Raw genomic sequence first — 20919 nt, forward strand, 5'->3', positions numbered from 1 at the left:
GTCGGGCCTGCTGACAAGCGCAGCGGTGTCTGCCAGACTGCCGTCATGGCTGAAAACAAGACCCAGGCAACCGACGCCTCCGTGGAGGACTTCCTTGACGGCGTGGAGAACCCCCCACGCCAGCGGGACGGCCTGAGGCTGCTGGCCCTCATGAAGGAAAACACCGGCGAAGTGCCCGTGATGTGGGGTCCCGGCATCGTGGGATTCGGCAGCTACCACTACCGCTACGAAAGCGGCCGCGAGGGGGACACAGTGGCCGTCGGTTTCTCACCGCGGAAAGGAAGCATTTCACTGTACGGACTCACCTACGCGCCCGAGGCCGCGGAACTGCTGCCGCGGCTCGGCAAGCACAAGGTCGGTGCCGGATGCCTCTACATCAACAAGCTCGAGGACGTGGATGAAGCGGTCCTGGCGGAACTCATCCGGGCAGGCCACCGGCACTCCACCACCGTGATGCACCAGGACTAGCCCCGGGACCAGGCGGGCCTTAAGAACAAAGGCCCCCGCGTCCGGTTCCCCAAGGGAATCCGAATGCGGGGGCCGTCTGCAGTTCAGGACTGCGTAGAGCTCTGGCGAAAAGCCGGAAGAACTACTTGCCTGCGACTACGTCGAGTTCGATCACAGCGGCAACGTCGTCGTGCAGACGAACGTTGGCCTGGTAGGAACCGACCGACTTGATGTGTGCCGGCAGTTCAACCTTGCGCTTGTCGATGCGGCCGAGGCCAGCGGCCTCAACAGCGTCGGCTACGTCGCCCTGCTTGACGGTGCCGAACAGGCGTCCGGTCTCGCCAGCCTTGACAACGAGCTTGACCGGCTTGGCGGAGAGTGCAGCGGCCTGCTTCTGAGCGTCTTCCAGGGAAGCGTGCTCGCGGGCGGCACGGGCAGCCTTGATGGACTCAACCTGCTTCTCGCCACCCTTGGACCAGGTCAGGGCGAAGTTGCGGGGCAGCAGGTAGTTACGTGCGTAACCGTCCTTAACCTCGACAACGTCGCCAGCAGCACCGAGACCGGTTACTTCGTGGGTCAGAATGAGCTTTGCCATTTTAGTTAATCCCTTCCTTAGCCGCGGCCAGCGCCGGAGTAAGGCAGCAGGGCAACTTCGCGGGCGTTCTTGATTGCCTGTGCGATCTTGCGCTGTTCCTGCACCGTGACGCCAGTGACGCGACGGGCGCGGATCTTTCCGCGGTCGGAGATGAACTTGCGCAGCAATGCTACGTCCTTGTAGTCGATGACAGTGATGTCAGCGGCCTTCAAGGGGTTGGACTTTGGTTTGGGCTTACGGAGTTCAGCCTTAGCCATCGTGGAGCTCCTATTCTAGGGAGCCCGTGGATATTGATCCACGGGATGGTGGTGGTTCGACGGCGGCACTCACCCGGGAGCCGTGAGGCATCCCGGCGGGTTCCGGCGCCGGACCTGAATTATTGGTTAGAAGGGAGGTTCGGAATCCGGGCCGTTGCCCCAGCCGCCGCCTGCATTGCTGACACCGGGCGTTGCCCAGGGGTCTTCCTGCGCTGCGGGCTGGTTGCCGCCCCAGCTTCCTCCGGTGTTGCCGCCCTGGTTTGCACCCTGGCCGCCACCGAACCCACCGCCGCTGTTGCCTCCGCCGAAGCCACCCTGGCCACCCTGACCGCCGGAGCGCTGGGTGCGGTTGACCTTGGCGTTGGCGTAGCGCAGGCTCGGGCCGATTTCATCGACTTCGAGCTCGATAACGGTGCGCTTCTCGCCTTCTTTGGTTTCGTAGGAACGGCTCTTCAAACGGCCGGAAACGATAACGCGCATACCCTTTGTGAGGGATTCTGCGACGTTTTCGGCTGCTTCACGCCACACCGAAGCGCGGAGGAACAGGGTTTCCCCGTCCTTCCACTCATTCGACTGGCGATCGAAGGTGCGGGGCGTAGAAGCGATGGTGAAATTCGCTACTGCCGAACCTGACGGTGTGAACCTCAGTTCGGGGTCATTGGTGAGATTACCGATGACCGTAATAGTGGTTTCGCCTGCCATCTACTGCCTCCTTGTTCGTTCCTGCGGGGTAAAGATTGAATGCCCGGAGCTGAAATTACTCAGCAACGACCTTCTGCTCTTCGGGGCGGGTGATCTTGGTGCGCATGATGGTCTCGTTGAGACTCAGCTGGCGGTCAAGTTCTTTGGCGGTGTCCGGCTTGGCGGTGAAGTTCACCACGGCGTAGATACCTTCAGACTTCTTCTTGATTTCGTAAGCCAGTCGACGACGGCCCCAGATGTCAACCTTTTCGATGGTTCCACCATCGTTGGTGATGACGTTCAGGAACTTCTGAAGCGACGGCTCAACGGTACGCTCTTCGACCTCGGGGTCGATGATTACCATCAATTCGTAAGGACGCATATGTGAACCCACCTCCTTTGGGCTAAGCGGTTACGGCATTTCCGTAACAGGAGGTTCATTTGCGGCGCCGTGCCCATCCGGTCCCCAAAACGGAGGCAGGACGGAGCACAGACTTCACTATCTTAGTGCATTTGGGCCTGTTTCGGCGATTCGGCGCCCTTTCAGGCTAGTCCGGGGGCCGTCCAGCGCGGAAGCGCACCGCCGCCTATGTGGAAAAACGGTCCGCAGCCCGGTCCCGCCGGTTTGTTTGGCTAGAGTATCGACACATGGACACCCGACCTCCGCCCGCCACGGTCAAACGAAGCCGGCTGCGGTTCTTTGCCATGGTCACGGCAGGACTGGGGGCCGCGGCGGGCACCGGCCTGTCCGGACATTGGGTGGAGGCACCTGCCATCGGATGGGGCAGCGCCGCACTGGTATACGTTGCCTGGGTCTGGCTAGTGGTGGGAAGGCTCGACCCTGCGGGGACCCGCGCCCATGCGACGTCTGAGGACCCGTCCCGCCGCACCACCGACCTGCTGATCCTGGTGGCCAACGTCGCCAGCCTGGCAGCAGTTGCCGCTGTGGTGGTGGATTCCCACAGGGCCGACGGCGGCTCGCGGCTGACCGGCGGGTTCCTGGCCCTGGCCTGCGTTGCGTTGTCGTGGATCCTGGTTCAAACACTGTTCACCCTGCGCTACGCCGAGCTTTACTACAGTCCCGAAAAGCGCGGCGGATCAGACGCAGGCGGCATCGATTTCAACCAGGAACGGCCGCCGCAATACACGGATTTCGCCTATTTGGCCACGAGTCTTGGCATGACGTACCAAGTGTCAGACACCAATCTCCAGAACCACCTGATCAGGGCTGAAGCGCTCAAACACAGCCTGCTTTCCTATCTCTTCGGCACCATCATCCTTGCCACGACCATCAACCTGGTGATCGGACTCGCCTGACTGCTGCAGGGCCTGCGGGCCGGGCTATGCCGCCGTCCGGAAGAACAACTCGGTCACGCGGGACAGCCGGAACGGGTCCTCCACGCCGCACAGTTCGCGGGCGGAGTGCATGGACAGCAGCGGCACGCCCACGTCCACGGTCCTGATGCCCAGGCGTGTTGCCGTCAGCGGCCCGATGGTGGACCCGCACGGCATCACGTTGTTGGAGACGAACTCCTGGTAGGGAACCCCCGCCTCGCCGCACAACCGCGCCCAGAAGGCGGCGCCCGGCGCGTCGGTCGCGTACCGCTGGTTGGCGTTGATCTTGAGCAGCGGGCCGCCATTGAGGACCGGCCGGTTGACGGGGTCGTGGCGCTCGCCGTAGTTGGGGTGCACTGCATGGCCGGCATCGGCGGAGACACAGAACGACGCCGCCAGGGCCTGGCGCCGCTGGCTCGCGGACGCACCAAGGCCGTCAGAGATGCGCACCAGGACGTCCTCGAGGAGGGGTCCGCAGGCGCCCGACCGCGAGTTGGAGCCAATTTCCTCATGATCGAAGGCCGCGAGCACCGCAATCGGCGCACCGTCCGCCTGCTCCCCGGCCCCTCCGTGTGCGATGAGGGCGGCCAGTCCGGCATGGGTGGCGGACAGGTTGTCCAACCGCCCGGAGGCAAAAAACTCACCCTTGGCACCGAATACCGCGCCCGGCTGCGTATCCGCCACAACGACGTCGTATCCGCCGATCCGTGCCGGATCCACCGGCGGGGAGCCGGGGGCCGCTGCGTTGGCCCGTTCGGCGAGCAGCGCAAGGAGGTCCACGCCTGCCGGATCGCCGAGCCCGAAAACGGGATTCATGTGCTGCTGTTTGTCCAGCGCCAGGCCCTCGTTAACCGCCCGGTCCAGGTGGATCGCGAGCTGTGGGAACCGCAGCAGCGGCCCGGTGGAGGTCAGCCGCTGCGTCCCGTCCAGCATCACCAGCCGGCCGGCCAGCTGAAGTTCCCGATCCAGCCAGGAGTTGAGGAGCGGGCCGCCGTAGACCTCCACGCCTGCCTGGAGCCATCCGAACTTCCCCGTGGTGGGCTTGGGCTTGAGCTTGAACGACGGCGAGTCGGTGTGTGCGCCCAGGACGTTGAACCCCGTGGTGGGGCCGGCCGTCTCCGGAGTCACCCAGGCGATCAGGGCACCGTCTCGGACCACGTAGAACCGTCCTGCCGTCCCGGAACCCGCGGCCGCGCCGGCCGGCCAGGCCGCCAGTTCGTCCAGGCCCGTGAAGCCTGCCTCGTCCAGCCGCCTCGCGGCTTCGTGCACCGCGTGGAAGCTCGACGGCGACGCGTTGACGTACGCGCCGAGGTCCTGGATGTGGTCTGCGGCAGTGGTGTGGGAAGGCATGGCTCCGAGTCTAGCCGCGCGGCGGCGGGCCGCGTCGAGGCGCCCATCCCTGACGCATTGCGCCTACACCGTGACGTTGAGTCCTGCCGTGTAGCCGCCGGCTACGGAGCCGGACATGGTAGCCAGCTGGTGGATACCGCCGTCGCCGCCGAAGACGTTGTCCGAGGTGAGGGTGGTGTTGGGAAAGTTGCGGGCGCTGGATTCATAGCCTGCCGTGGCGTAGACCACGTTGCAGGTTGCCTCCGTCAGGGCGATCTGGGACACCGCCAGGACCTGGCCGGCCGCCGTGGCATTGCTCATGGACTCGAAGACCTCGAAGTGGATGTGCGGCCAGCGGCCGTTGTATGCCCCCGGAAAGATGGTGGTGAAGGTGACCTGCCCGTTGGCATCGGCCTCCTGGACGCCGCGGAGGAAGTTCTCGTTTTCCAGGCCGGCGTCGTACATCGAGTACTTGCCGTCGCGGTCGCAGTGCCAGGCGTAGACGGCGGCTCCGGCGAGGGGTTTGCAGCCGTCGGCGTTGTCCAGGAGAGTCAGGGTGACCGTCAGCGGGACCCCTTCGGCCTTGGTGGTGGAGGCCCCGAAGCTGGCCGTGATGTCCTGCCGGACAACGCCGGAGGCCTCCAGGACGTTCGGGCCGTTGGAACCGTCGCCCGGATAGGGGCCGGCTGTTTCCTGCGGAATTTCCACCCCGCATTCCGCGATGGCGCGGGTCAGTGCGGGCGACGCCGAGGGCGTAGCGGACGCTGACGCTGAGGGGGTCGCCGCACTGCTGGCGGATGCTGTTGCCGTGGTGGAACTGCTGGCTGCTCCCGAGGTGGACCCGCCCGGAGTGCAGGCTGCGAGAGCCGCTGCCGCCGTGCCCGCGCCGAAGAACAGGCCCAGGGAACGCCGGCTCATCAAAGTCGAGAGGTCGAATTCGAGGCCGCGGTCGTGGTCGGGGTGGGGTTCGTGGGGCGGCTGCGGTGAAGTAGTCATGGACCCATGGAACCCTGAGTGGCTATGCCGCGCATAGGCCTTTCCTGTGAGCGCGCTGTGCCACCTGCCACCTCCCGTGAAGGACCCGGCCATCCGGGGACTTTGGGCCCTGTTGCACGTTCCCGGGATGGGTATCTACTGGAGGTTCAGCCAGGGCCGCAACGGTGCGGTCCTGCTAATGAACTACTTGCAACTCCCACCCCTGCCGCCACCTTTAGCCAGCAAACCGCTTTGCCAAGAGACACCCAGGAGAGAGCCATGTCCGGTGCGTTGAAATGGTCCCCGTTCGAATCGGCGCAATGGCCGTCTGCCCACGAGGGGGCAGGCAGGAACCCATCGCAGTTCGCCGGCGCCAACGGGCGGCCCTTTGAACCCGCCGGCAGGCCGGCCCCCGTCCTTGGGGAGGAGGTCAGCGTCGACGAGTACGTCGACCAGGAGGCACTTGTGGTCCGGGCCCAGCTGCCCGGAGCGGATCCGGACAGGGACATCGAGGTCTTTGTTGCGGGGGGCGTGCTGCACATCCGGGCGGGGCGCAATGACTCCCGCGGCCACGCCGACGGCAATGGAACCGGCCTTCATTCCGGGGCGCGGTACCGCCCGTTCGCCCGCAACCTCCCGTTGCCGGAAGGGGTCACCGCCGCGGACATCAAGGTGTCTTTCAGGGACGGCGTTTTGGAAGTGAGGACGCCGCTGCCGGGAGTACCCGGCACGGCTGCTGCGGAGAAGCGGCTCCCCATCAGCCGCGATTAGCGGCGGCTCCAGCACCAACAGCACAACAGCCGGGCAACCGGGAAAGAGGTAACTAAACACATGGAACGGCTCGGCTCATGGAACTGAAATCACAGTGGCACCGGCTTGATCCTGCCACCCGCCGATGGCTCATGGACAATCCCGGCTGTGTGGTGCTGCCAAGGACAATCTCCACGATCGTTGCCCGGGTTGCTGATGAGCCGGTGGTGCGCGACCAGCACGGCACGATCCAGCTCAGCGCTGCCGACGTCAGCTTCATCCGCACCCGGGTCCGCAGTTCGTCGGCCGGGGCGGAAAGCGCGGAGTCCGGCCCCCTCGACTAAGGATGGCCGGACTCCGGTTCCGCCGGGAAACGCCCGCTCCTGCTGCGCTAACCCGAATTTACGACGCCGGGCCGGCGCCCACCGCGGCTTCTTCGGCTGTGATTTCTTCCGCAGCCGGTCCGGCACTGCCACCCTTGCGGTAGCGCCAGACGCCGATCCCCACCACGACGGCGGCCAGCGCCAGCGAGAGGAACAGCGACTCGCGGGTGGACTCAAGGATCACCATGCCGACAATCAGCGCAACGATGCTGACGATGGCTACCCAGGTCAAGTAGGGGAAAAGCCACATCTTGAGTGCAAGGTCCTTGGCGGCGGCACCCATGCGCCGGCGGAGGATCAACTGCGAGGCAGCGATGACCAGCCAGACGAACAGCGCAATGGCCCCCGAGGTGTTCACCAGGAACAGGAACACGGTGTCCGGCGCAATGTAGTTCAGGCCCACGGTGATGAAGCCGACCACGGTGGAGGCCAGTACGGCAGCGGCAGGTACGCCGCGCTTGGAGATCTTCGTCCACGCCCGCGGCGCGTCCCCGCGGCGGGACAGTGAGAACAGCATGCGGCTGGCCGTATAGAGTCCCGAGTTCAGGCAGGACAGCACCGATGTCAGCACCACAATGTCCATGATGGTGCCGGCGCCCGGAATGCCGAAGAGTTCGATCACGGCAACATAGGGGCTCTTGGCCACGGAGGCGGAGTTCCACGGCAGCAGGGTGACCACAATGGCGATGGAGCCGATGTAGAACACCAGGATGCGCCAGACCGTGGACTTTACGGCCTTCTTCACGGCGTCCACCGGGTTCTCGGATTCGCCTGCCGCGATGGTGGCGATTTCGGCGCCGAAGAAGGAGAAGACCACCACAAGGATGCCGGCCAGTACCGCGCCCGGGCCGTTCGGCAGGAACCCGCCGTTGTTGACCAGGTTGTCCAGCCCGGGTGCCGGAACGCCCGGAATCAGGCCCAGGATGGCGGCCGCGCCGAAGAGCAGGAACAACACAATGGCAGCCACCTTGATGGAGGCGAACCAGAACTCGAATTCTCCGTACGACTTCACCGAGCCGAGGTTGGTGAGCGTCAACAGCACCATCAGGATCAGGGCCCAGACCCACTGGTCGATACCCGGAACCCAGCGGTGCATGATGGCAGCGCCTGCGGTGGCTTCGATTCCCAGGACGATGATCCAGAACCAGGCGTAGAGCCAGCCGATGCTGAATCCGGCCCAGCGTCCCAGGGCTTTGTCCGCGTACGTGGAAAAGGATCCGGTTTCCGGGTTGGCTGCAGCCATTTCGCCGAGCATCCGCATCACCAGGATCACCACGATGCCTGCGGCCATGTAGGCGAGCAGGATGCCGGGGCCGGCCTGCTGGATGGCGGCGCCTGAGCCCACAAAGAGGCCGGCGCCGATGACGCCGGCAATGGCGATCATGGAAAGGTGCCTGGGTTTCAGGGACTTGGAGAGCTGTTGGTCAGCGTGCATGGAAGCGCCGTCCTTCGTTGGGGGTGTGGGCCCTGGACGGACACGGATCGCCGTGTGTCAGGCCACATTTCTTTTTCACCCTAGACCGGATGCCGGGACGCGGATCTTGTGCAGTCGAACATTTTGACGTGGACGGAAAAGGAACTTCCCACAATGAATGGCATGGGAGAGCAACGAAAGTTACGCGCAGTGCAACTTTGAAATGTGTTTGAAATCTACCTCCGGGTAGCTAGTAGTCCGGATTGCTGGGGACCACCAGTCCCGTTTCGTAGGCGTAGACCACGGCCTGCACCCTGTCCCGGAGATGCAGCTTGGCGAGGATCCGGCGCACGTGCGTTTTGACGGTCGCCTCGGAGAGGAAGAACCGGTGGGCGATCTCGGCGTTGGACAATCCTTCGGCCATGGCTTCCAGCATTTCCGTTTCGCGCGGCGTCAGCGCCTCCAGCAAGGGGTCCATCTGCTGTTCCTCGCCATAAGGGTGCCGGCCCCGGCCTGTTCCCGGTGTGGAGGCGCCGGTTCGCTGCCCGGATACAGCCGCGGGGTGGTCCCCGCGGACATACGCTTCCAGCAGGCGGCGGGTGACTCGGGGTGCCACCACGGCATCCCCGCTTGCCACCACGCGCACGGCACTCACCAGCTCAGCCGGCGCCACGTCCTTGAGCAAGAACGCCGAAGCTCCTGCCTGCAGCCCGGCAAAGGCGTATTCATCGAGGTCGAAGGTGGTCAGGATGATCACCTTGGCGCGGGACCCTGACGAAGTCACGGCCCGGGTTGCCTCAATTCCATCCAGGACCGGCATCCGGACATCCATCAGCACCACGTCGGGGTTCACCTCCCGGACCTGCCGGATTGCTTCCGCCCCGTCCGAGGCCTCGCCCACAATGCGAAGGTCGTCCTCGCCCTCGAGGATGAGCCGGAAGCCCATCCGTAACAGCGGCTGGTCATCCACCAGCAGAACATTGATCGGTGCCTTGCCGTTCATGATTTTCCTTGGTCCCCATTCCAATTCAGTACCGCGCTGACGCGCCAACCGCCACCGGCAGTGCGTCCGGCCTCCACCGTACCGCCGTAAATCCCCGCACGTTCGCGCATACCGGTCAGGCCCTGTCCGGAACCCGCCGGCCGCATCCCGGCGGAAGCTGCCTCCGGCCCGCTACCCACGGTGCCCTTGCCGTCGTCGAGCACTTCAATGGTGACCATGCCGTCAGTGCGGGCCATGCTCACGTCCACCCGGCCCAGCGCCCGGCCGTAGCGGAGCACGTTCGTGAGCGACTCCTGCACGATCCGGTACACAGTCAGCTGGAAGGCTGCGTCCTCGGGCAGGGCTGGCCCGGTGTGTGAGTAGTGCAGCGGCAACCCCGCCGTGCGGAAGCCCTCAAGGAGCTTGGCCAGGCTGTTTCCCGCGCTCAGGGGCTGGCGCGGCGCCAGGCCGGCCGGTGATTCGTCGCGGAGGACCCCCAACACCCGGCGCATGTCCGCCAAAGCCGTTCGCCCGGTCCGCGAAAGCTCGCCCAGGACCTCCGCGGCGCGGTCAGGACTCTTCCTGACCACCACTGCGGCGCCGTCGGACAAGGTGAGCATCACCGTGAGGGAGTGGGCAACGACGTCGTGCATCTCCCTGGCGATCCTGTTGCGTTCGGTGACCGAACCCAGCTCCGCGGTCCGGGCGGCCCAAGCGGCGATTTCCTGTTCGTGTTCCCGCCGCTGCCGGACGGAGATGCCGATTCCGGCGGCGATGATGTTGGACAGCGTGATGGTGATACCGGCAACGATTCCGAACACAAGCTGCGAATTCTCCGGCGCAGCGGGACCGCCGTCGGGAAGAGCGCGTTCCAGCGGACCCACCAGGGTCAGGAAGTACAACAGGGAAAGCGGAGTGTTGGCCAATGCCAACGCAGTGATGGAGAACCTGCGGGACCGCTGCACCGCAAGGGCATAGAGGGCAAACCACAGGCCGGCGGAGACGTTGGAGCCCCAGGGGTGCAGGAAGGTAATGCAGACTTCCAGGACAGCCACGGCGGCAACAACGGCCACCGGGTGGGACCGGCGGAAGACGAGCGCCGCGGCGACGGCGGCGAGCAGCGCGACCGCAGCCCAGCCGCCGTCGAGCACGGCATCCACGGCGGTGGGAGTGACCAGGAGCAGGTAGCACAGCACCACCACCGCATCCATGACCCGGGGGTGCCGGTGGAGGTACCGGCGGAGCCGTCCGCGCCGCCGGTCGGCGAGTTCGGCAAAGGACGCATCAACCTGAGTCAGGGCTGACGCGTCCTTTGCCGGTGGTTCGTCATGCATGTGTTGAGCCTAGACGGCGATCCGGCCGCTCAAATGTCCCGCTTCTTCAGCAGAACCATGGCCAGCACTGCCGGAACCGCCACCCATGCGCCAAGCACCAGCGCCGCCTGCCATGCCTCAAGGGTCCCTTCCACATGTTCGACGGCGGTCAGCGGGGTCACGGTGTTGCCGGGAAGGTACTTGCGGGCTTCCTCGAAGAAGTCGCCGGGGATCAGCTGGAAGGCGATCGGCGCCACGAAGAACAGGCCCACCAGGCTCATGATCCCTCCCGCAGAGTTGCGGATGATGCTGCCCAGGGACATACCGATGGAGGCCACCGCCGCCACATACAGGCTGTTGACCACCAGCAGTTTGACGGACTGGGAACTGGCCAGGTCCAGGCTGAGGCCGTAGTTGTCCAGGATCGGGACGGACACCAGGCCGGCCAGCAAGGTGGACACGCCGGTGAGGACGAAGGAGACCGCCACCACCACGAGGAGCTTCGCCACGAAGGCCGGAATCCTCTTGGGTACGGCCGCGAACGTGGAACGCGCCATACCGGTGGTGAACTCGGAGCTCATCAGCAGCACGCCCAGGGATCCGAGGATCAGCTGGGCGAAGGCAATGCCGGACGTTGGAGCGCTGACCGCGATGTCACCGCCCTGGGCAGCCATCTGGGCTGCGGCTTCAGGATCGGAGGCCATCTCCTCGCGGAACTGTCCGGTGGACCAGGCCGCCAGCGCGCCGAAGCCCACCATCACCAGCATGGTGGAAGCGAGCAGGATCAGGGTGGACAGCAGGGTGCGGAACTTGATGAATTCCGAGTGCAGAACGCGCAGGAAACTGGGGCCCGGGCCGGGCGAAGCCGGGCTGCCACCCGAGCGGACGGCCTCTCCGGAGGGACCGCCGGCCCGGGGTGCCGCGCCGCCCTGCGCCCTGCGGCCTGAAGGGTTGGGTTCCAAAGTTGTTGAGCTCATGGCTTACTTGCCTCCGGTCTGGGTGGGAACGGGGGCTCCCGTGGTGATCAGCGAGTGGTATTCGACCTCATCCTTGGTCAGCTCCATGTACGCCTCTTCGAGGCTGGCCTGGAGCGGGGTGAGTTCATAGATCATGATGTGGTTTTCGAGCGCTGTACGGGCGATCTGCCGCGGGTCCAGGCCCCTGACCTCCAGCAGTTCGTGCTCCTGGGCTTCCACCGAAACTCCGGTTCCGGCAAGGAAACGCATCAGCTGGTCCGGCTGGTCGGTGCGGACACGGGTGCGGACCGCGCCGTTGCCGGTGATGATGTCCTTGATCGGGGCGTCCGCGATGATCTTTCCGCGGCCGATCACGATCAGGTGGTCTGCCGTCACGGCCATTTCGCTCATGAGGTGGCTGGACAGGAAGACGGTGCGACCTTCCGAGGCCAGGTACTTCACCAGGTTGCGGACCCACACCACGCCCTCCGGATCCAGCCCGTTCACCGGCTCGTCCAGGATGACGGTCTGCGGGTCGCCCAGCAGCGCCGCGGCAATTCCCAGCCGCTGGCCCATGCCGAGCGAAAAGCCCTTGACCTTCTTCTTCGCGACGTCTGACAGTCCGGTCATTTCGATGACCTCGTTGACGCGCTTCTTGGGGATGCTGTGTGTGGCGGCCATGGCCAGGAGGTGGTTGTAGGCTGAACGGCCGGTGTGTACGGCCTTCGCGTCCAGGAGGGCGCCCACTTCACGTAACGGCGCCGCGTGCTTGGTGAACGGGACTCCGTTCACGGTGACCGAGCCCGACGTCGGGGCGTCCAGTCCCATGATCATTCTCATGGTGGTGGATTTGCCGGCTCCGTTGGGGCCCAGGAAACCGGTGACCCGGCCCGCCTGAACCGTGAAATCCACTCCGCCCACGGCGGTTTTGTCGCCGTAGACCTTGGACAGGCCTCTTGCTTCAATCATGGAAGCGTTCCTTTGCGTAGCTGTGGATGCTGTGACGGCTTCTGCACGCCGCAGATCCGTTCGTACCGCCCACGCTACAGACGCCGGGTTCGCATTTCGCCGGTCTCAGGGATGATTCAGGGTGGATTCAGGGTAGTCCCAAGGGATGACCGCCGCTGCCGCTCAGGAAGCCGGCGACGGCTGCGGGGTGTAGTAGGTCAGTGCCCCGGGCAGCACCGAAAATTCAACGCGGCGTACGCCCGACAAGGCTTCACCGTCCACGGCAAGTGCCATGGGCGGTCCTGCCGCTTCCACGGTTACGGTGGTCGATTCCGTCAAATGCGTGATCCTGGACGTGGCCACCGTGCCTGTCAGGACGGACCACAGCAGCCGGAGCCTCGCGAAGGACTCGTCCGCAGTGATCATCCGGAGGTCCAGGACGCCGTCGTCCATCACCGGGCGCACCAGCGGTGCGTGGTCGCGGGGGTAGTAGCGTCCCCGGCCCACGTACAGGATCCACAGCTTGTGGCGGACGCCGTTCACAGCCATGGTGGTGGGCCTGCCGGCCGCGAAGGTGCGGAACATTGCGGCAACCCCGGCGAGCGGTTTACCAAGGGCCGGCTGCAGCTGTTCCCGGCGGCGCACCAGGTTTGGATACAGGCCGATGCTTGCCGTGTTGAGCATGATCCGTTCCAGCTTTTCGGGGCTCCCGGCGAGGCCGCGCTCCACGAGCACATGCCCCACGTCCGCCCGGGCCGCCGCCCCGGCCGAAGCAGCCTCCACGGCGCCCACAAGGCTGGACGTTCCGGCGTCGCGGGCAAAGTGGTTCAGCGTTCCGCCGGGCAGCACGAGCAGGGGGAGGGAAAGTTCGACGGCGACGGCCGCGGCCGTTCCCACCGTTCCGTCGCCGCCCCACACCCCGAGCCCGGCTGTACCGGGACGTCCGGCAACCGCCCGGATCTCGGCGGCGACGTCCCCGTCTTCGTCGATCTCCTGTATATGCGCTAACGGGAATACATCCTGCAGCGCCTTGATGGTCTCGGGCGCATATGATCCGCCCAGGGTGTTGACGGCGATGCTGAGTCCTTCGCCCCCGGGCAGCTTTGCGGCGCGGGTGGCCGTCCGGGTGGTCGGCGGGAAGGGCGGGCGGACGGGCCACCATTTGCGGGTGATCATGGCGGCGCCGGCCCCAATGGCTGAACCGAACAGAACATCCGACGGCCAGTGGGCCCCGGTATGCACCCGCGAGTACGCAACGCCGGCGGCGAGCGGAGCCAGGGCGGCGCCGATCGCAGGCTGGACCAGCCCGACGCCCACGGCAAAAGCGGCCGCGGACGCGGAATGGCCGGACGGCATCGAGGAGCTGGTGGGCTGCGGATTCACGAACCGGAACACGGGCAGATGCTCGGGCAGCGGCCGTGCCCGCGGAAGCAGGGTTTTGAACACCACGTTGGTGACTGCCGAGGCCACGCCCTGGGCAATCAGCCCGTGGAGTGCAGCGCGCCGGGGCTTGCCGGGAATGAGGGCCAGCCCGCCCGCCACAGCGAACCACAGCTTTCCGTGGTTCGCTGCCGCGGAGAGCCGGCGGAACAGGACGTCGTGGTTTCCGCCGGGCAGGCCGGAGACGGCTTTGAGTAAGGTCCGGTCCAGCCCCGCCACCAGGCCCGGGCCTTTCCTCAGCATCCTTCGCATTTCCCCACCCTACCGCCGCCGGACAGGATGGCAGGGGTGCACGGCAGGGGTGGTGCGTGCCGGATCCTACTCGTTGCGGAGCGGTGCCCCTGGCAGCGGCTTGGCCGCTCCGGCGAGCAGGAGCGCCACCAGGATGGGCACCATGATGGCAAGGAGGGCCAGGTGGATGCCGGTGAGGTCGCCCAGGTATCCGAGCAATGGCGGACCTGCCAGGAAGGAGATGTAGCCCAGCGTGGACACCACCGAAACCCGGGCCGCGGCCTTCTTCGGGTCGTCCGCAGCGGCGGACATGCCCATGGGGAAGGCCAGCGCCGCGCCGATTCCCCACAGGGCGGCTCCCGCGGTGGCCAACCAGACGTTGCCGGCGAGGACAAAGAGGCCAAGGCCCGCGGCGGCGGCGGCCATGCTGGCGCGCAGCACGGCAACGCGGCCGTACTTGTCGATCACGAAACCTCCGCAGAACCGCATTGCCGTCATGGCCAGGACAAAGACGGCGAACATCAGCGCGCCGGTGGATTCGCTGGTGCCCAGGCCGTCCACGGATGCTTTGGCGATCCAGTCGTTGCCGGCACCTTCGGTCAAGGTGGCACCAAGGACCACAACACCAATCAGCAGCGTGCGGCTGTCCCGCCAGGCGGACTCGCCCTTTGGTGCCGCGCCTTCGCCGACGGGATGGACGGCAGCGGCCGCGTGCGGAAGGAAGTACCGGGGAGCCACCATGGTGAGCACTGCCACGACTGCCGCAATGACCAACAGGTGGGCCGGCAGTCCCACGCCCAGTCCGGAGAGGCCGGCGCCGATCAGGGCGCCCACAAATGCGCCGCCGCTGAAAGCCGCGTGGAACTGCGGCATGATGGTGCGCTTAAGCCGGTGCTCGACGTCGGCCCCTTCGATGTTCTGGGACACGTCCCACAGTCCGACGCCGATTCCGAAAAAGAACAGCGCCACTGCAGTTCCGGGCACAGACTCGGCCAGCAGCGAGAAGGCGATGCCCACCCCGGCCAGGGCGGCCAAAAGCCCGCTGGCGCGGACGGCGTTGGCGGTTCCGATCCGTCCCACCACCCACCCTGCCGTGGGAAGGGCAATCAGGGAACCGACTGCGGTGCACAGAAGCAGCGTGCCCATCTGTCCGGAGGTCACGTGCAGGATTTCGGTGACGGCGGGGATTCGGGCCGCCCAGCTGGCAAACACGAGTCCGTTGATCCCGAAGACCAGGAACGTGGCGGCGGCCGCGGCGTTCAGCTTCTGGGTGGAGACGGCGACGCTCATACGTTCACTACTTTCACTGAGTGTTTTCCAAGTTGTTCGAGTTCCTGTGGACTGAAGGCCCTGTCCGTGACGATGACGTCCACCGTGTCCAGAGTAGCCACCAGCGCCACGGCGGCGGCGTTCCATTTGGAGCCTGCGCAGGCGGCGATGACCCGGCCGGCCGATTCGAGCCCCGCGCGTTTCACGGCGGCATCGTCAAGGTCGTGCGCCAGCAGCCCGTCTTTGAGGTTGACTGCGCAGGGCGTCACCACCGCGGTGTCGAAGCGGAGGGAGCGGATGTTGGCCTCGGCCAGCGGACCCCGGAAGCACAGCTCGCCGGGGATCAGGCTTCCGCCCGGCACCAGCACGGCGGGGCGGCGCCCGGCCGGGCCTTCGGCAGTCAACGCGTTGAGGGCGGGCAGCGACATGGGCATGAGCGTCAGCTCGCGTTGACGCAGCTGGCGGGCGATCTCCGTGGCTGTCGTGCCGCTGTCCAGCCAGACGTGCTCCCGGTCCTGCAGCAGGCCCGCCACGCCGGCGGCGATCCGGACCTTGGCGTCCTGCTCTTCCAGCTCCCGCTGCCCGTACCCGGGATTCTCGCCACGGAACAGCAGGCTTTTGGCTCCGCCGTGCACGCGGCGGAGGACGCCTTGGACGGCCAGGGTGTCCAGGTCACGGCGGATGGTGGCTCCGGATGCCCCGCATTCGGCCATCAGTTCGTCGACCGTCACCTCTTCGCGGCTCCGCAGCAGCTCACCGATCAACCGGTGCCGCTCGTCAGTCCTCATGTTCAAATGCTAAGTGCAGATGATCATTTGATCAAAGTTGCTGATTATCTGAGCGAAAGCATTTCATCAACCTTCTCTCACTTCCTGCCGGAAATCGGCCAACCCTCTCTCACGTCCCGCAGGAAAAGCGCCAACCCTCTCGCACGGATGAGAGAGGGTTGGCGCAAAACGGGCAGGAAGTGAGAGAGCGTCCGGTTTAGCGGGTGACCTCTTCCAGCAGTTCCAGCACGTGGCGGTACTGCTCCCCCGTGGCCCGGGTCATGCCCAGTTCGCAGGTCCGGTTGCACGAGGCGTGTGCCACGGCTCCCATGTCCGCAACCTCGGCAGCCTGTTTCGCCGTTGCCGACGCCGTCAGTTCGGGGTGCAGCATGCCCCGGTCCCCGGCGAACGCGCAGCAGCCCCAGTTTTCCGGAACGTCGACCCGCTCGGCGACGGCACCGGCCACCGCGCCGAGGGCATCGTTGAGGCCCATCCGGGTGGACGAACAGGTGGGGTGCAGGGCCAGCGACTCCAGCCTTCCGTGGTCCGGCAGCCGGGGCAGGATCCGTTCTGCAGCGAAGTCGACGGCGTCCACCATGCGTAGGGATCGCTGCCCGGGAGCTGGCGCGTCCGATTCCACGGCCTGCCGCAGGCCCTCGGTGCAGGAGGACGCGTCGCACACGATCGGCAGCTCGCCGTCCCGCGTTGCCTCCCGGAGGGCCGCCAGGGTCTTCTCCCGCATCGTCTTCCGGCCGGCATCCATCCCCTTGGAGGACCAGGGCGTGCCGCAGCACAGGCCGTCAATGCCTTCCGGAACGAGGAGCGTGAGCCCTGCCCGGTCGCACAGCTGTTCGAAGCTGTACTGGACGCCGCGTCCTTTGGTGTCCCCGCCCGCGCCAGCCGGGCCGAACATGGTCCCCACGCACGCCGGGAAGTAGACAGCGTCAACATCACCAGACGGCGTCGGACGCTTCCGTACGGAACCGCCGCCCGGCAATTCGGCGGAATACAGCGGCACGGTGTCCTTCCCGAGCACTGCGCGGGCGGCCTTGTTGGGTGGCGTGATGGCGGCCGCCGGGAGCCTGTCCACTACCGTCAGCGCCAGCGAAGCACCGCGGGTCACGCCCTCCCAGTGCTTGGCGGCGGCGTTCCATGCCCCGTTGGCGAGCGGACCGGCCTCGGCTTTCCGCAGTTTCTTCACGAGCGAGCCCGTGTTGATGTCCACCGGGCAGGCGGTCTGGCACATCCCGTCCACGGCGCAGGTATCCACGGATTCGTAGTCGTAGTCCTTTTCCAGTTCCTTGACCAGCGCCGTGTCCCCGGCCAGCCGGGCGGACTCGATGGCGCGCAGCGTCACGATCCGCTGGCGCGGAGTGAGGGTGATGTCCTTGCTGGGGCACACCGGCTCGCAGTAGCCGCAGGAGACGCAGCGGTCCACTTCCTCCGCCACGGGCGGCGCGGTCTTGATGTGCCTTAGGTGGGCCAGCGGGTCCTCGTCCATCAGCACGCCCGGGTTGAGCATCGCGGCAGGGTCGAAAAGCCGCTTGATGCTGCGCATGACGTCATAGAGCTCATCGCCGTATTGCCGCCGCACGTACGGGGCCATGACGCGCCCGGTCCCGTGCTCGGCCTTCAGGGAGCCGCCCTCGGCCAGGACCAGGTCCACCATGTCCTCCGTGAACGCGCTGTAGCGGTCCAGTTCTGCCGCGGTGGCAAAACCGTCGGTGAGCATGAAGTGGACGTTGCCGTCCTTGGCATGGCCGAAAATCACACTGTTGCTGTAGTTGTACTTGTCGAAGAGCCGGATCAGTTCCCGGCAGGTGCGGCCCAGCACCGGGACCGGCACCACAATGTCTTCCAGCAGCGCGGTGGTGCCCCGGGGGCGCGCCCCGGCCACCGAGGCGTAGAGGCCCTTGCGCAGTTGCCAGAGCTGCCCGCGTTCCCGGGCGTCTCCGGTGAACCGGGCAGGGGCGGACAGCCCGAGGCCCGGAAGGATGCCCTCGCCGCTGCCTTGGAGTTCCGCCAGGTGCCCGGCGCTTCCGGCGGAGTACTCCACCAGCAGGGCGGCATGGTCCCGGACCGCCAGGTCATGGACGACGGCGGGCGTTCCCTTCAGCGTCTGGCCTACCTTCAGGGACAGCGCATCCATCAGTTCGATGGTCGCGGCGCCCGTTTCAACGAGGGCAGGCAGGGCGGCGTTGGCTGCCTCGAGGTCGGGGAACACCAGGAGGCCGGCGGCGGCGTGCTGGAGCCGCGGAATGGTGCGGAAGACCGCCTCGGCCACAAAACCCAGAGTGCCTTCGCTGCCGACGATCAGGTGGGCCATGATGTCCACCGGGATCCGGAAGTCCAGCAGGGAGTTCAGGCCGTAGCCCATGGTGTTCTTCATGGCGAACTGCTGGCGGATCCTGTGCACGGAGTCCGCGTTGTTCCGGACCCGCTCGGCCAGCCGGGACAGGCCTTCGTGGAGTTCCGGTTCCTGGGCGCGGAACTTCCGGTCGGCGTCAGGCGCTCCGGTGTCGACGACGGTGCCGGACGGCAGCACCACGGTCAGGGACTCCAGGGTGCGGTAAGTGTTGTCCACAGTCCCGCAGTTCATGCCGGAGGAATTGTTGGCCACCACGCCGCCGACCGTGCAGGCCGCTTCGCTGGCCGGATCCGGGCCGAACTTCCGGCCGTACCGGGCGAGCCTCGCATTGAGTGCCCGCACGGTGACCCCCGGCTGGACGCGCACCCGGGCGCCGTCGTCGAGCACTTCGATATCCCTGAAGTTGCGCCGGACGTCAACCAGCACGCCGTCGGTGACCGCCTGCCCGCTCAGGCTGGTCCCGCCCGAGCGGAAGGTCAGCGGAACGCCCTGGGCAGCGCTGGCCCGCAGCAGCCCGCCGACTTCGGCAGCACTCCCGGCCGTCACCACCGCCTGCGGGACCATCAGGAAATGCGAGGCATCATGGGCGTTCGCATGCAGGTCGATCGCCCGGGTCTTCACCTGGCCGGGATGGTGCACTGCCGCGCGCAGGCCCGCTATGTCCAGGGGAGCCATCAGGGGACCATCCAGCCGAGCACGGGAGTGGACTGCAGGAAGATCAGCACGGTGATGAGTGCCAGCAGGCCCAGGCTCCAGCCCAGGAGCTTCCGGAAGAGGGTTCCCTCGGCGCCATCAAGGCCCACCGCCGCCGAGGCCACGGCAAGGTTCTGCAGCGACAACATTTTGCCCATCACGCCGGCGGACGAGTTGGAGGCCGCCATCAGCACCGGAGACAGGCCGGTCTGCTCGGCGGCGGTGGCCTGCATCTGGCCGAACAAGGAGTTGGAGGACGTGTCCGAGCCGGTGAGGGCCACACCGATCCACCCGATCAACGGCGAGAGGATGGCAAAGAAGCCGCCCGCGGAGGCCAGCGCAAAGCCCAGGGTGGTGGTCTGGCCGGAAAGATTCATCACAAAGGAGAGCCCCAGGACGGCGGTGACGGTGACAATTGTCCAACGTAGCTGTACCAGGGTGTCCCGGTAGATCCGCAGGCCCTGTGATGCAGTGATTTTGTACAGCAGCATGGTGAGCAGCCCGGAGAACATCAGCAGCGTGCCGGTCGCCTTGAGGTGGTCGAGCTTGAATTTGGTGGCCGCCACCGGCTTACCGGCCGAATCGGTGATTTCCAGCCCGGGCCAGGCAAACGTCACGCTGCCAACCTGGCCCAGCCAGGTCTTGACGAACGGAATCTGGGCCACTGAGAACACCGCGATGATGATCAGGTAGGGAGCGATCGCCATCCAGATCTGCCGCGGTTCGGGCCGGGAGTTGTCCGTGGGCACCGGGGCGCCCGAGGCAGCACTTGCAGTGCGCTCCGCACCGCGCCCGACGGCGGAACCGCCGGCGGCGCTGACAGCGGCACCGCTGTCACGGGCGCCGGTCCCCACGGCGGCGGCAGCGTGCGCCGCCGCCGGCACGGTTTCCACGGCACCGCCCATTCCCACGGTTTCCTTCGGCTGCCAGACCTTGAGCATCAGCAGCACTGCCGCCACCGTAACGACGGCGGCAACAACATCGGTGAGCTCCACGGCGAAGTAGTTGGAGGTGACAAACTGGGCCGCGCCGAAGGCCACGCCGGCCACCAGGGCCACCGGCCAGGTCTGCTTCACACCGCGCCGGCCGTCAACGATGAACACCAGCAGCAGCGGCACGATCAGTGCAATGAAGGGCGTCTGGCGCCCGGCCATCGAGGAGAGGTCATGCAGCGGCAGGCCGGTGACGCCGTTCAGGGCGATGATCGGCGCGGCCATTGCGCCGAAGGCCACGGGAGCGGTGTTGGCGAGCAGCGAGACGATGGCCGACTTCAGCGGCTTCATGCCGGCAGCCATCAGCATGGCGGCGGAGATCGCCACGGGTGCGCCGAAGCCCGCGAGGGATTCCAACAGGGCGCCGAAGCAGAAGGCGATCAGGATGGACAGGATGCGGAGGTCGTTTGAGATGGAACGGATGGTCCGTCCCAGTACCTCGAACCACGGCGTGGCCACGGTGAGCCGGTAGATCCACAGCGCGTTCACCAGGATCCACAGGATCGGGAACAGGCCGTAGAAGATGCCGGCCGCGGTGGCGCTCAAGGCCTGGTTGACCGGCATCTGCCAGCCGGCAATCGCCAGCACCAGGGACAGGGCGAGGCTGGCGAGGGCGGCCTTGGGTGCCTTGACTTTGAAGACGCCCAGGAGGACGAAGAGCAGGACGAGGGGGAGCGCTGCGCAGAGCGCCGAAAGCACAAGGGACCCGGCGATCGGGTCAAGGATCTGCTGAAACATGTGTCTCCAGATTGTGTGAGGCGTCACAACACGGTGGCGCCCTTCGATTGTCTAAC

The 20919-nt window shown here is 66.3% G+C and carries 20 protein-coding genes; 4 read left to right on the forward strand and 16 right to left on the reverse strand.

Going from position 1 to position 20919, the window contains the following annotated elements; all coding sequences use genetic code 11:
- Positions 1-45 precede the first annotated feature (45 nt).
- Positions 46-468 (forward strand): DUF1801 domain-containing protein, encoded by a 423-nt coding sequence (locus tag Q8Z05_RS07670; RefSeq protein ID WP_305942880.1) that lies wholly within the window; start codon positions 46-48, stop codon positions 466-468.
- Between the two features lie 121 nt (positions 469-589).
- Here Q8Z05_RS07670 and rplI read toward each other — a convergent pair whose 3' ends face one another.
- From rplI to rpsF, 4 genes are all read right to left on the reverse strand, one after another.
- Complete coding sequence (rplI, locus tag Q8Z05_RS07675; protein WP_050057159.1) at positions 590-1042, reverse strand: 50S ribosomal protein L9; 453 nt, start codon at positions 1040-1042, stop codon at positions 590-592.
- A 17-nt stretch (positions 1043-1059) separates the two neighbouring features.
- The gene (gene rpsR, locus Q8Z05_RS07680; RefSeq protein ID WP_003800144.1) at positions 1060-1299 is read right to left on the reverse strand and encodes a 30S ribosomal protein S18; all 240 of its coding nucleotides are present in this window, start codon (positions 1297-1299) and stop codon (positions 1060-1062) included.
- A gap of 126 nt (positions 1300-1425) precedes the next feature.
- Positions 1426-2001 (reverse strand): single-stranded DNA-binding protein, encoded by a 576-nt coding sequence (locus tag Q8Z05_RS07685; RefSeq protein ID WP_305942881.1) that lies wholly within the window; start codon positions 1999-2001, stop codon positions 1426-1428.
- 55 nt (positions 2002-2056) lie between these two features.
- On the reverse strand, positions 2057-2362 hold the full coding sequence (gene rpsF / locus Q8Z05_RS07690) for a 30S ribosomal protein S6 (RefSeq protein WP_011693941.1): 306 nt from the start codon (positions 2360-2362) through the stop codon (positions 2057-2059).
- Positions 2363-2628: 266 nt separating this feature from the next.
- Between rpsF and Q8Z05_RS07695 the strand changes: the two genes are divergently transcribed.
- Entirely contained in the window at positions 2629-3297 is a 669-nt protein-coding gene (locus tag Q8Z05_RS07695) for a DUF1345 domain-containing protein (RefSeq protein WP_305942882.1), read from the forward strand.
- A 24-nt stretch (positions 3298-3321) separates the two neighbouring features.
- On the opposite strand, the gene Q8Z05_RS07700 is transcribed toward Q8Z05_RS07695, so the two are convergent.
- On the reverse strand, positions 3322-4665 hold the full coding sequence (locus Q8Z05_RS07700; RefSeq protein WP_305942883.1) for a M18 family aminopeptidase: 1344 nt from the start codon (positions 4663-4665) through the stop codon (positions 3322-3324).
- A gap of 63 nt (positions 4666-4728) precedes the next feature.
- Positions 4729-5640: an intradiol ring-cleavage dioxygenase gene (locus Q8Z05_RS07705; protein ID WP_305942884.1), complete on the reverse strand. Its 912-nt coding sequence runs from the start codon at positions 5638-5640 to the stop codon at positions 4729-4731.
- A 258-nt stretch (positions 5641-5898) separates the two neighbouring features.
- On the opposite strand from Q8Z05_RS07705, the gene Q8Z05_RS07710 reads away from it, so the two are divergent.
- Positions 5899-6390, forward strand: a complete 492-nt coding sequence (locus tag Q8Z05_RS07710) for an Hsp20/alpha crystallin family protein (RefSeq protein ID WP_305942885.1) — start codon at positions 5899-5901, stop codon at positions 6388-6390.
- A 77-nt stretch (positions 6391-6467) separates the two neighbouring features.
- Complete coding sequence (locus Q8Z05_RS07715; protein ID WP_305942886.1) at positions 6468-6713, forward strand: hypothetical protein; 246 nt, start codon at positions 6468-6470, stop codon at positions 6711-6713.
- 58 nt (positions 6714-6771) lie between these two features.
- Here the strand turns inward: Q8Z05_RS07715 and Q8Z05_RS07720 are convergent, their stop codons facing one another.
- The 10 genes from Q8Z05_RS07720 to Q8Z05_RS07765 all read right to left on the reverse strand — a co-directional run bounded on the left by Q8Z05_RS07720 (position 6772) and on the right by Q8Z05_RS07765 (position 20863).
- On the reverse strand, positions 6772-8187 hold the full coding sequence (locus Q8Z05_RS07720; RefSeq protein ID WP_305942887.1) for an amino acid permease: 1416 nt from the start codon (positions 8185-8187) through the stop codon (positions 6772-6774).
- Positions 8188-8416: 229 nt separating this feature from the next.
- Positions 8417-9169, reverse strand: coding sequence for a response regulator (locus Q8Z05_RS07725; RefSeq protein WP_305942888.1), 753 nt, complete (start codon positions 9167-9169; stop codon positions 8417-8419).
- Positions 9166-10482, reverse strand: coding sequence for a sensor histidine kinase (locus Q8Z05_RS07730; protein ID WP_305942889.1), 1317 nt, complete (start codon positions 10480-10482; stop codon positions 9166-9168). Before Q8Z05_RS07730 ends, Q8Z05_RS07725 begins: the two co-directional genes overlap by 4 nt.
- A 29-nt stretch (positions 10483-10511) precedes the next feature.
- On the reverse strand, positions 10512-11438 hold the full coding sequence (locus Q8Z05_RS07735; RefSeq protein ID WP_305942890.1) for an ABC transporter permease: 927 nt from the start codon (positions 11436-11438) through the stop codon (positions 10512-10514).
- A gap of 3 nt (positions 11439-11441) precedes the next feature.
- On the reverse strand, positions 11442-12386 hold the full coding sequence (locus tag Q8Z05_RS07740) for an ABC transporter ATP-binding protein (RefSeq protein ID WP_305942891.1): 945 nt from the start codon (positions 12384-12386) through the stop codon (positions 11442-11444).
- Positions 12387-12548: 162 nt separating this feature from the next.
- The gene (locus Q8Z05_RS07745) at positions 12549-14057 is read right to left on the reverse strand and encodes a bifunctional phosphatase PAP2/diacylglycerol kinase family protein (RefSeq protein ID WP_305942892.1); all 1509 of its coding nucleotides are present in this window, start codon (positions 14055-14057) and stop codon (positions 12549-12551) included.
- A gap of 66 nt (positions 14058-14123) precedes the next feature.
- Positions 14124-15326: an MFS transporter gene (locus Q8Z05_RS07750; protein ID WP_305942893.1), complete on the reverse strand. Its 1203-nt coding sequence runs from the start codon at positions 15324-15326 to the stop codon at positions 14124-14126.
- Positions 15323-16093: a DeoR/GlpR family DNA-binding transcription regulator gene (locus Q8Z05_RS07755; RefSeq protein WP_305942894.1), complete on the reverse strand. Its 771-nt coding sequence runs from the start codon at positions 16091-16093 to the stop codon at positions 15323-15325. Before Q8Z05_RS07755 ends, Q8Z05_RS07750 begins: the two co-directional genes overlap by 4 nt.
- A gap of 196 nt (positions 16094-16289) precedes the next feature.
- Positions 16290-19115 carry an FAD-binding and (Fe-S)-binding domain-containing protein gene (locus tag Q8Z05_RS07760; protein WP_305942895.1) on the reverse strand — a complete coding sequence of 942 codons (2826 nt, stop codon included), beginning with the start codon at positions 19113-19115 and terminating at the stop codon, positions 16290-16292.
- Positions 19115-20863 carry an L-lactate permease gene (locus Q8Z05_RS07765; protein WP_305942896.1) on the reverse strand — a complete coding sequence of 583 codons (1749 nt, stop codon included), beginning with the start codon at positions 20861-20863 and terminating at the stop codon, positions 19115-19117. Before Q8Z05_RS07765 ends, Q8Z05_RS07760 begins: the two co-directional genes overlap by 1 nt.
- Positions 20864-20919: the final 56 nt, after the last annotated feature.

Source organism: Arthrobacter oryzae (assembly GCF_030718995.1).
Classification (GTDB): domain Bacteria; phylum Actinomycetota; class Actinomycetes; order Actinomycetales; family Micrococcaceae; genus Arthrobacter; species Arthrobacter oryzae_C.

Bases quoted from the DNA above. Each gene is read 5' to 3' on its own strand.
- Q8Z05_RS07765 (WP_305942896.1), bottom strand. From the start codon at position 20,863: ATGTTTCAGCAGATCCTTGACCCGATCGCCGGGTCCCTTGTGCTTTCG.
- Q8Z05_RS07670 (WP_305942880.1), top strand. From the start codon at position 46: ATGGCTGAAAACAAGACCCAGGCAACCGACGCCTCCGTGGAGGACTTC.
- Q8Z05_RS07695 (WP_305942882.1), top strand. From the start codon at position 2,629: ATGGACACCCGACCTCCGCCCGCCACGGTCAAACGAAGCCGGCTGCGG.
- rpsF (WP_011693941.1), bottom strand. From the start codon at position 2,362: ATGCGTCCTTACGAATTGATGGTAATCATCGACCCCGAGGTCGAAGAG.
- Q8Z05_RS07685 (WP_305942881.1), bottom strand. From the start codon at position 2,001: ATGGCAGGCGAAACCACTATTACGGTCATCGGTAATCTCACCAATGAC.
- Q8Z05_RS07740 (WP_305942891.1), bottom strand. From the start codon at position 12,386: ATGATTGAAGCAAGAGGCCTGTCCAAGGTCTACGGCGACAAAACCGCC.
- Q8Z05_RS07715 (WP_305942886.1), top strand. From the start codon at position 6,468: ATGGAACTGAAATCACAGTGGCACCGGCTTGATCCTGCCACCCGCCGA.
- Q8Z05_RS07750 (WP_305942893.1), bottom strand. From the start codon at position 15,326: ATGAGCGTCGCCGTCTCCACCCAGAAGCTGAACGCCGCGGCCGCCGCC.
- Q8Z05_RS07760 (WP_305942895.1), bottom strand. From the start codon at position 19,115: ATGGCTCCCCTGGACATAGCGGGCCTGCGCGCGGCAGTGCACCATCCC.
- Q8Z05_RS07720 (WP_305942887.1), bottom strand. From the start codon at position 8,187: ATGCACGCTGACCAACAGCTCTCCAAGTCCCTGAAACCCAGGCACCTT.
- Q8Z05_RS07730 (WP_305942889.1), bottom strand. From the start codon at position 10,482: ATGCATGACGAACCACCGGCAAAGGACGCGTCAGCCCTGACTCAGGTT.
- Q8Z05_RS07725 (WP_305942888.1), bottom strand. From the start codon at position 9,169: ATGAACGGCAAGGCACCGATCAATGTTCTGCTGGTGGATGACCAGCCG.
- Q8Z05_RS07700 (WP_305942883.1), bottom strand. From the start codon at position 4,665: ATGCCTTCCCACACCACTGCCGCAGACCACATCCAGGACCTCGGCGCG.
- Q8Z05_RS07710 (WP_305942885.1), top strand. From the start codon at position 5,899: ATGTCCGGTGCGTTGAAATGGTCCCCGTTCGAATCGGCGCAATGGCCG.
- Q8Z05_RS07745 (WP_305942892.1), bottom strand. From the start codon at position 14,057: ATGCGAAGGATGCTGAGGAAAGGCCCGGGCCTGGTGGCGGGGCTGGAC.
- rplI (WP_050057159.1), bottom strand. From the start codon at position 1,042: ATGGCAAAGCTCATTCTGACCCACGAAGTAACCGGTCTCGGTGCTGCT.
- Q8Z05_RS07755 (WP_305942894.1), bottom strand. From the start codon at position 16,093: ATGAGGACTGACGAGCGGCACCGGTTGATCGGTGAGCTGCTGCGGAGC.
- Q8Z05_RS07735 (WP_305942890.1), bottom strand. From the start codon at position 11,438: ATGAGCTCAACAACTTTGGAACCCAACCCTTCAGGCCGCAGGGCGCAG.
- Q8Z05_RS07705 (WP_305942884.1), bottom strand. From the start codon at position 5,640: ATGACTACTTCACCGCAGCCGCCCCACGAACCCCACCCCGACCACGAC.
- rpsR (WP_003800144.1), bottom strand. From the start codon at position 1,299: ATGGCTAAGGCTGAACTCCGTAAGCCCAAACCAAAGTCCAACCCCTTG.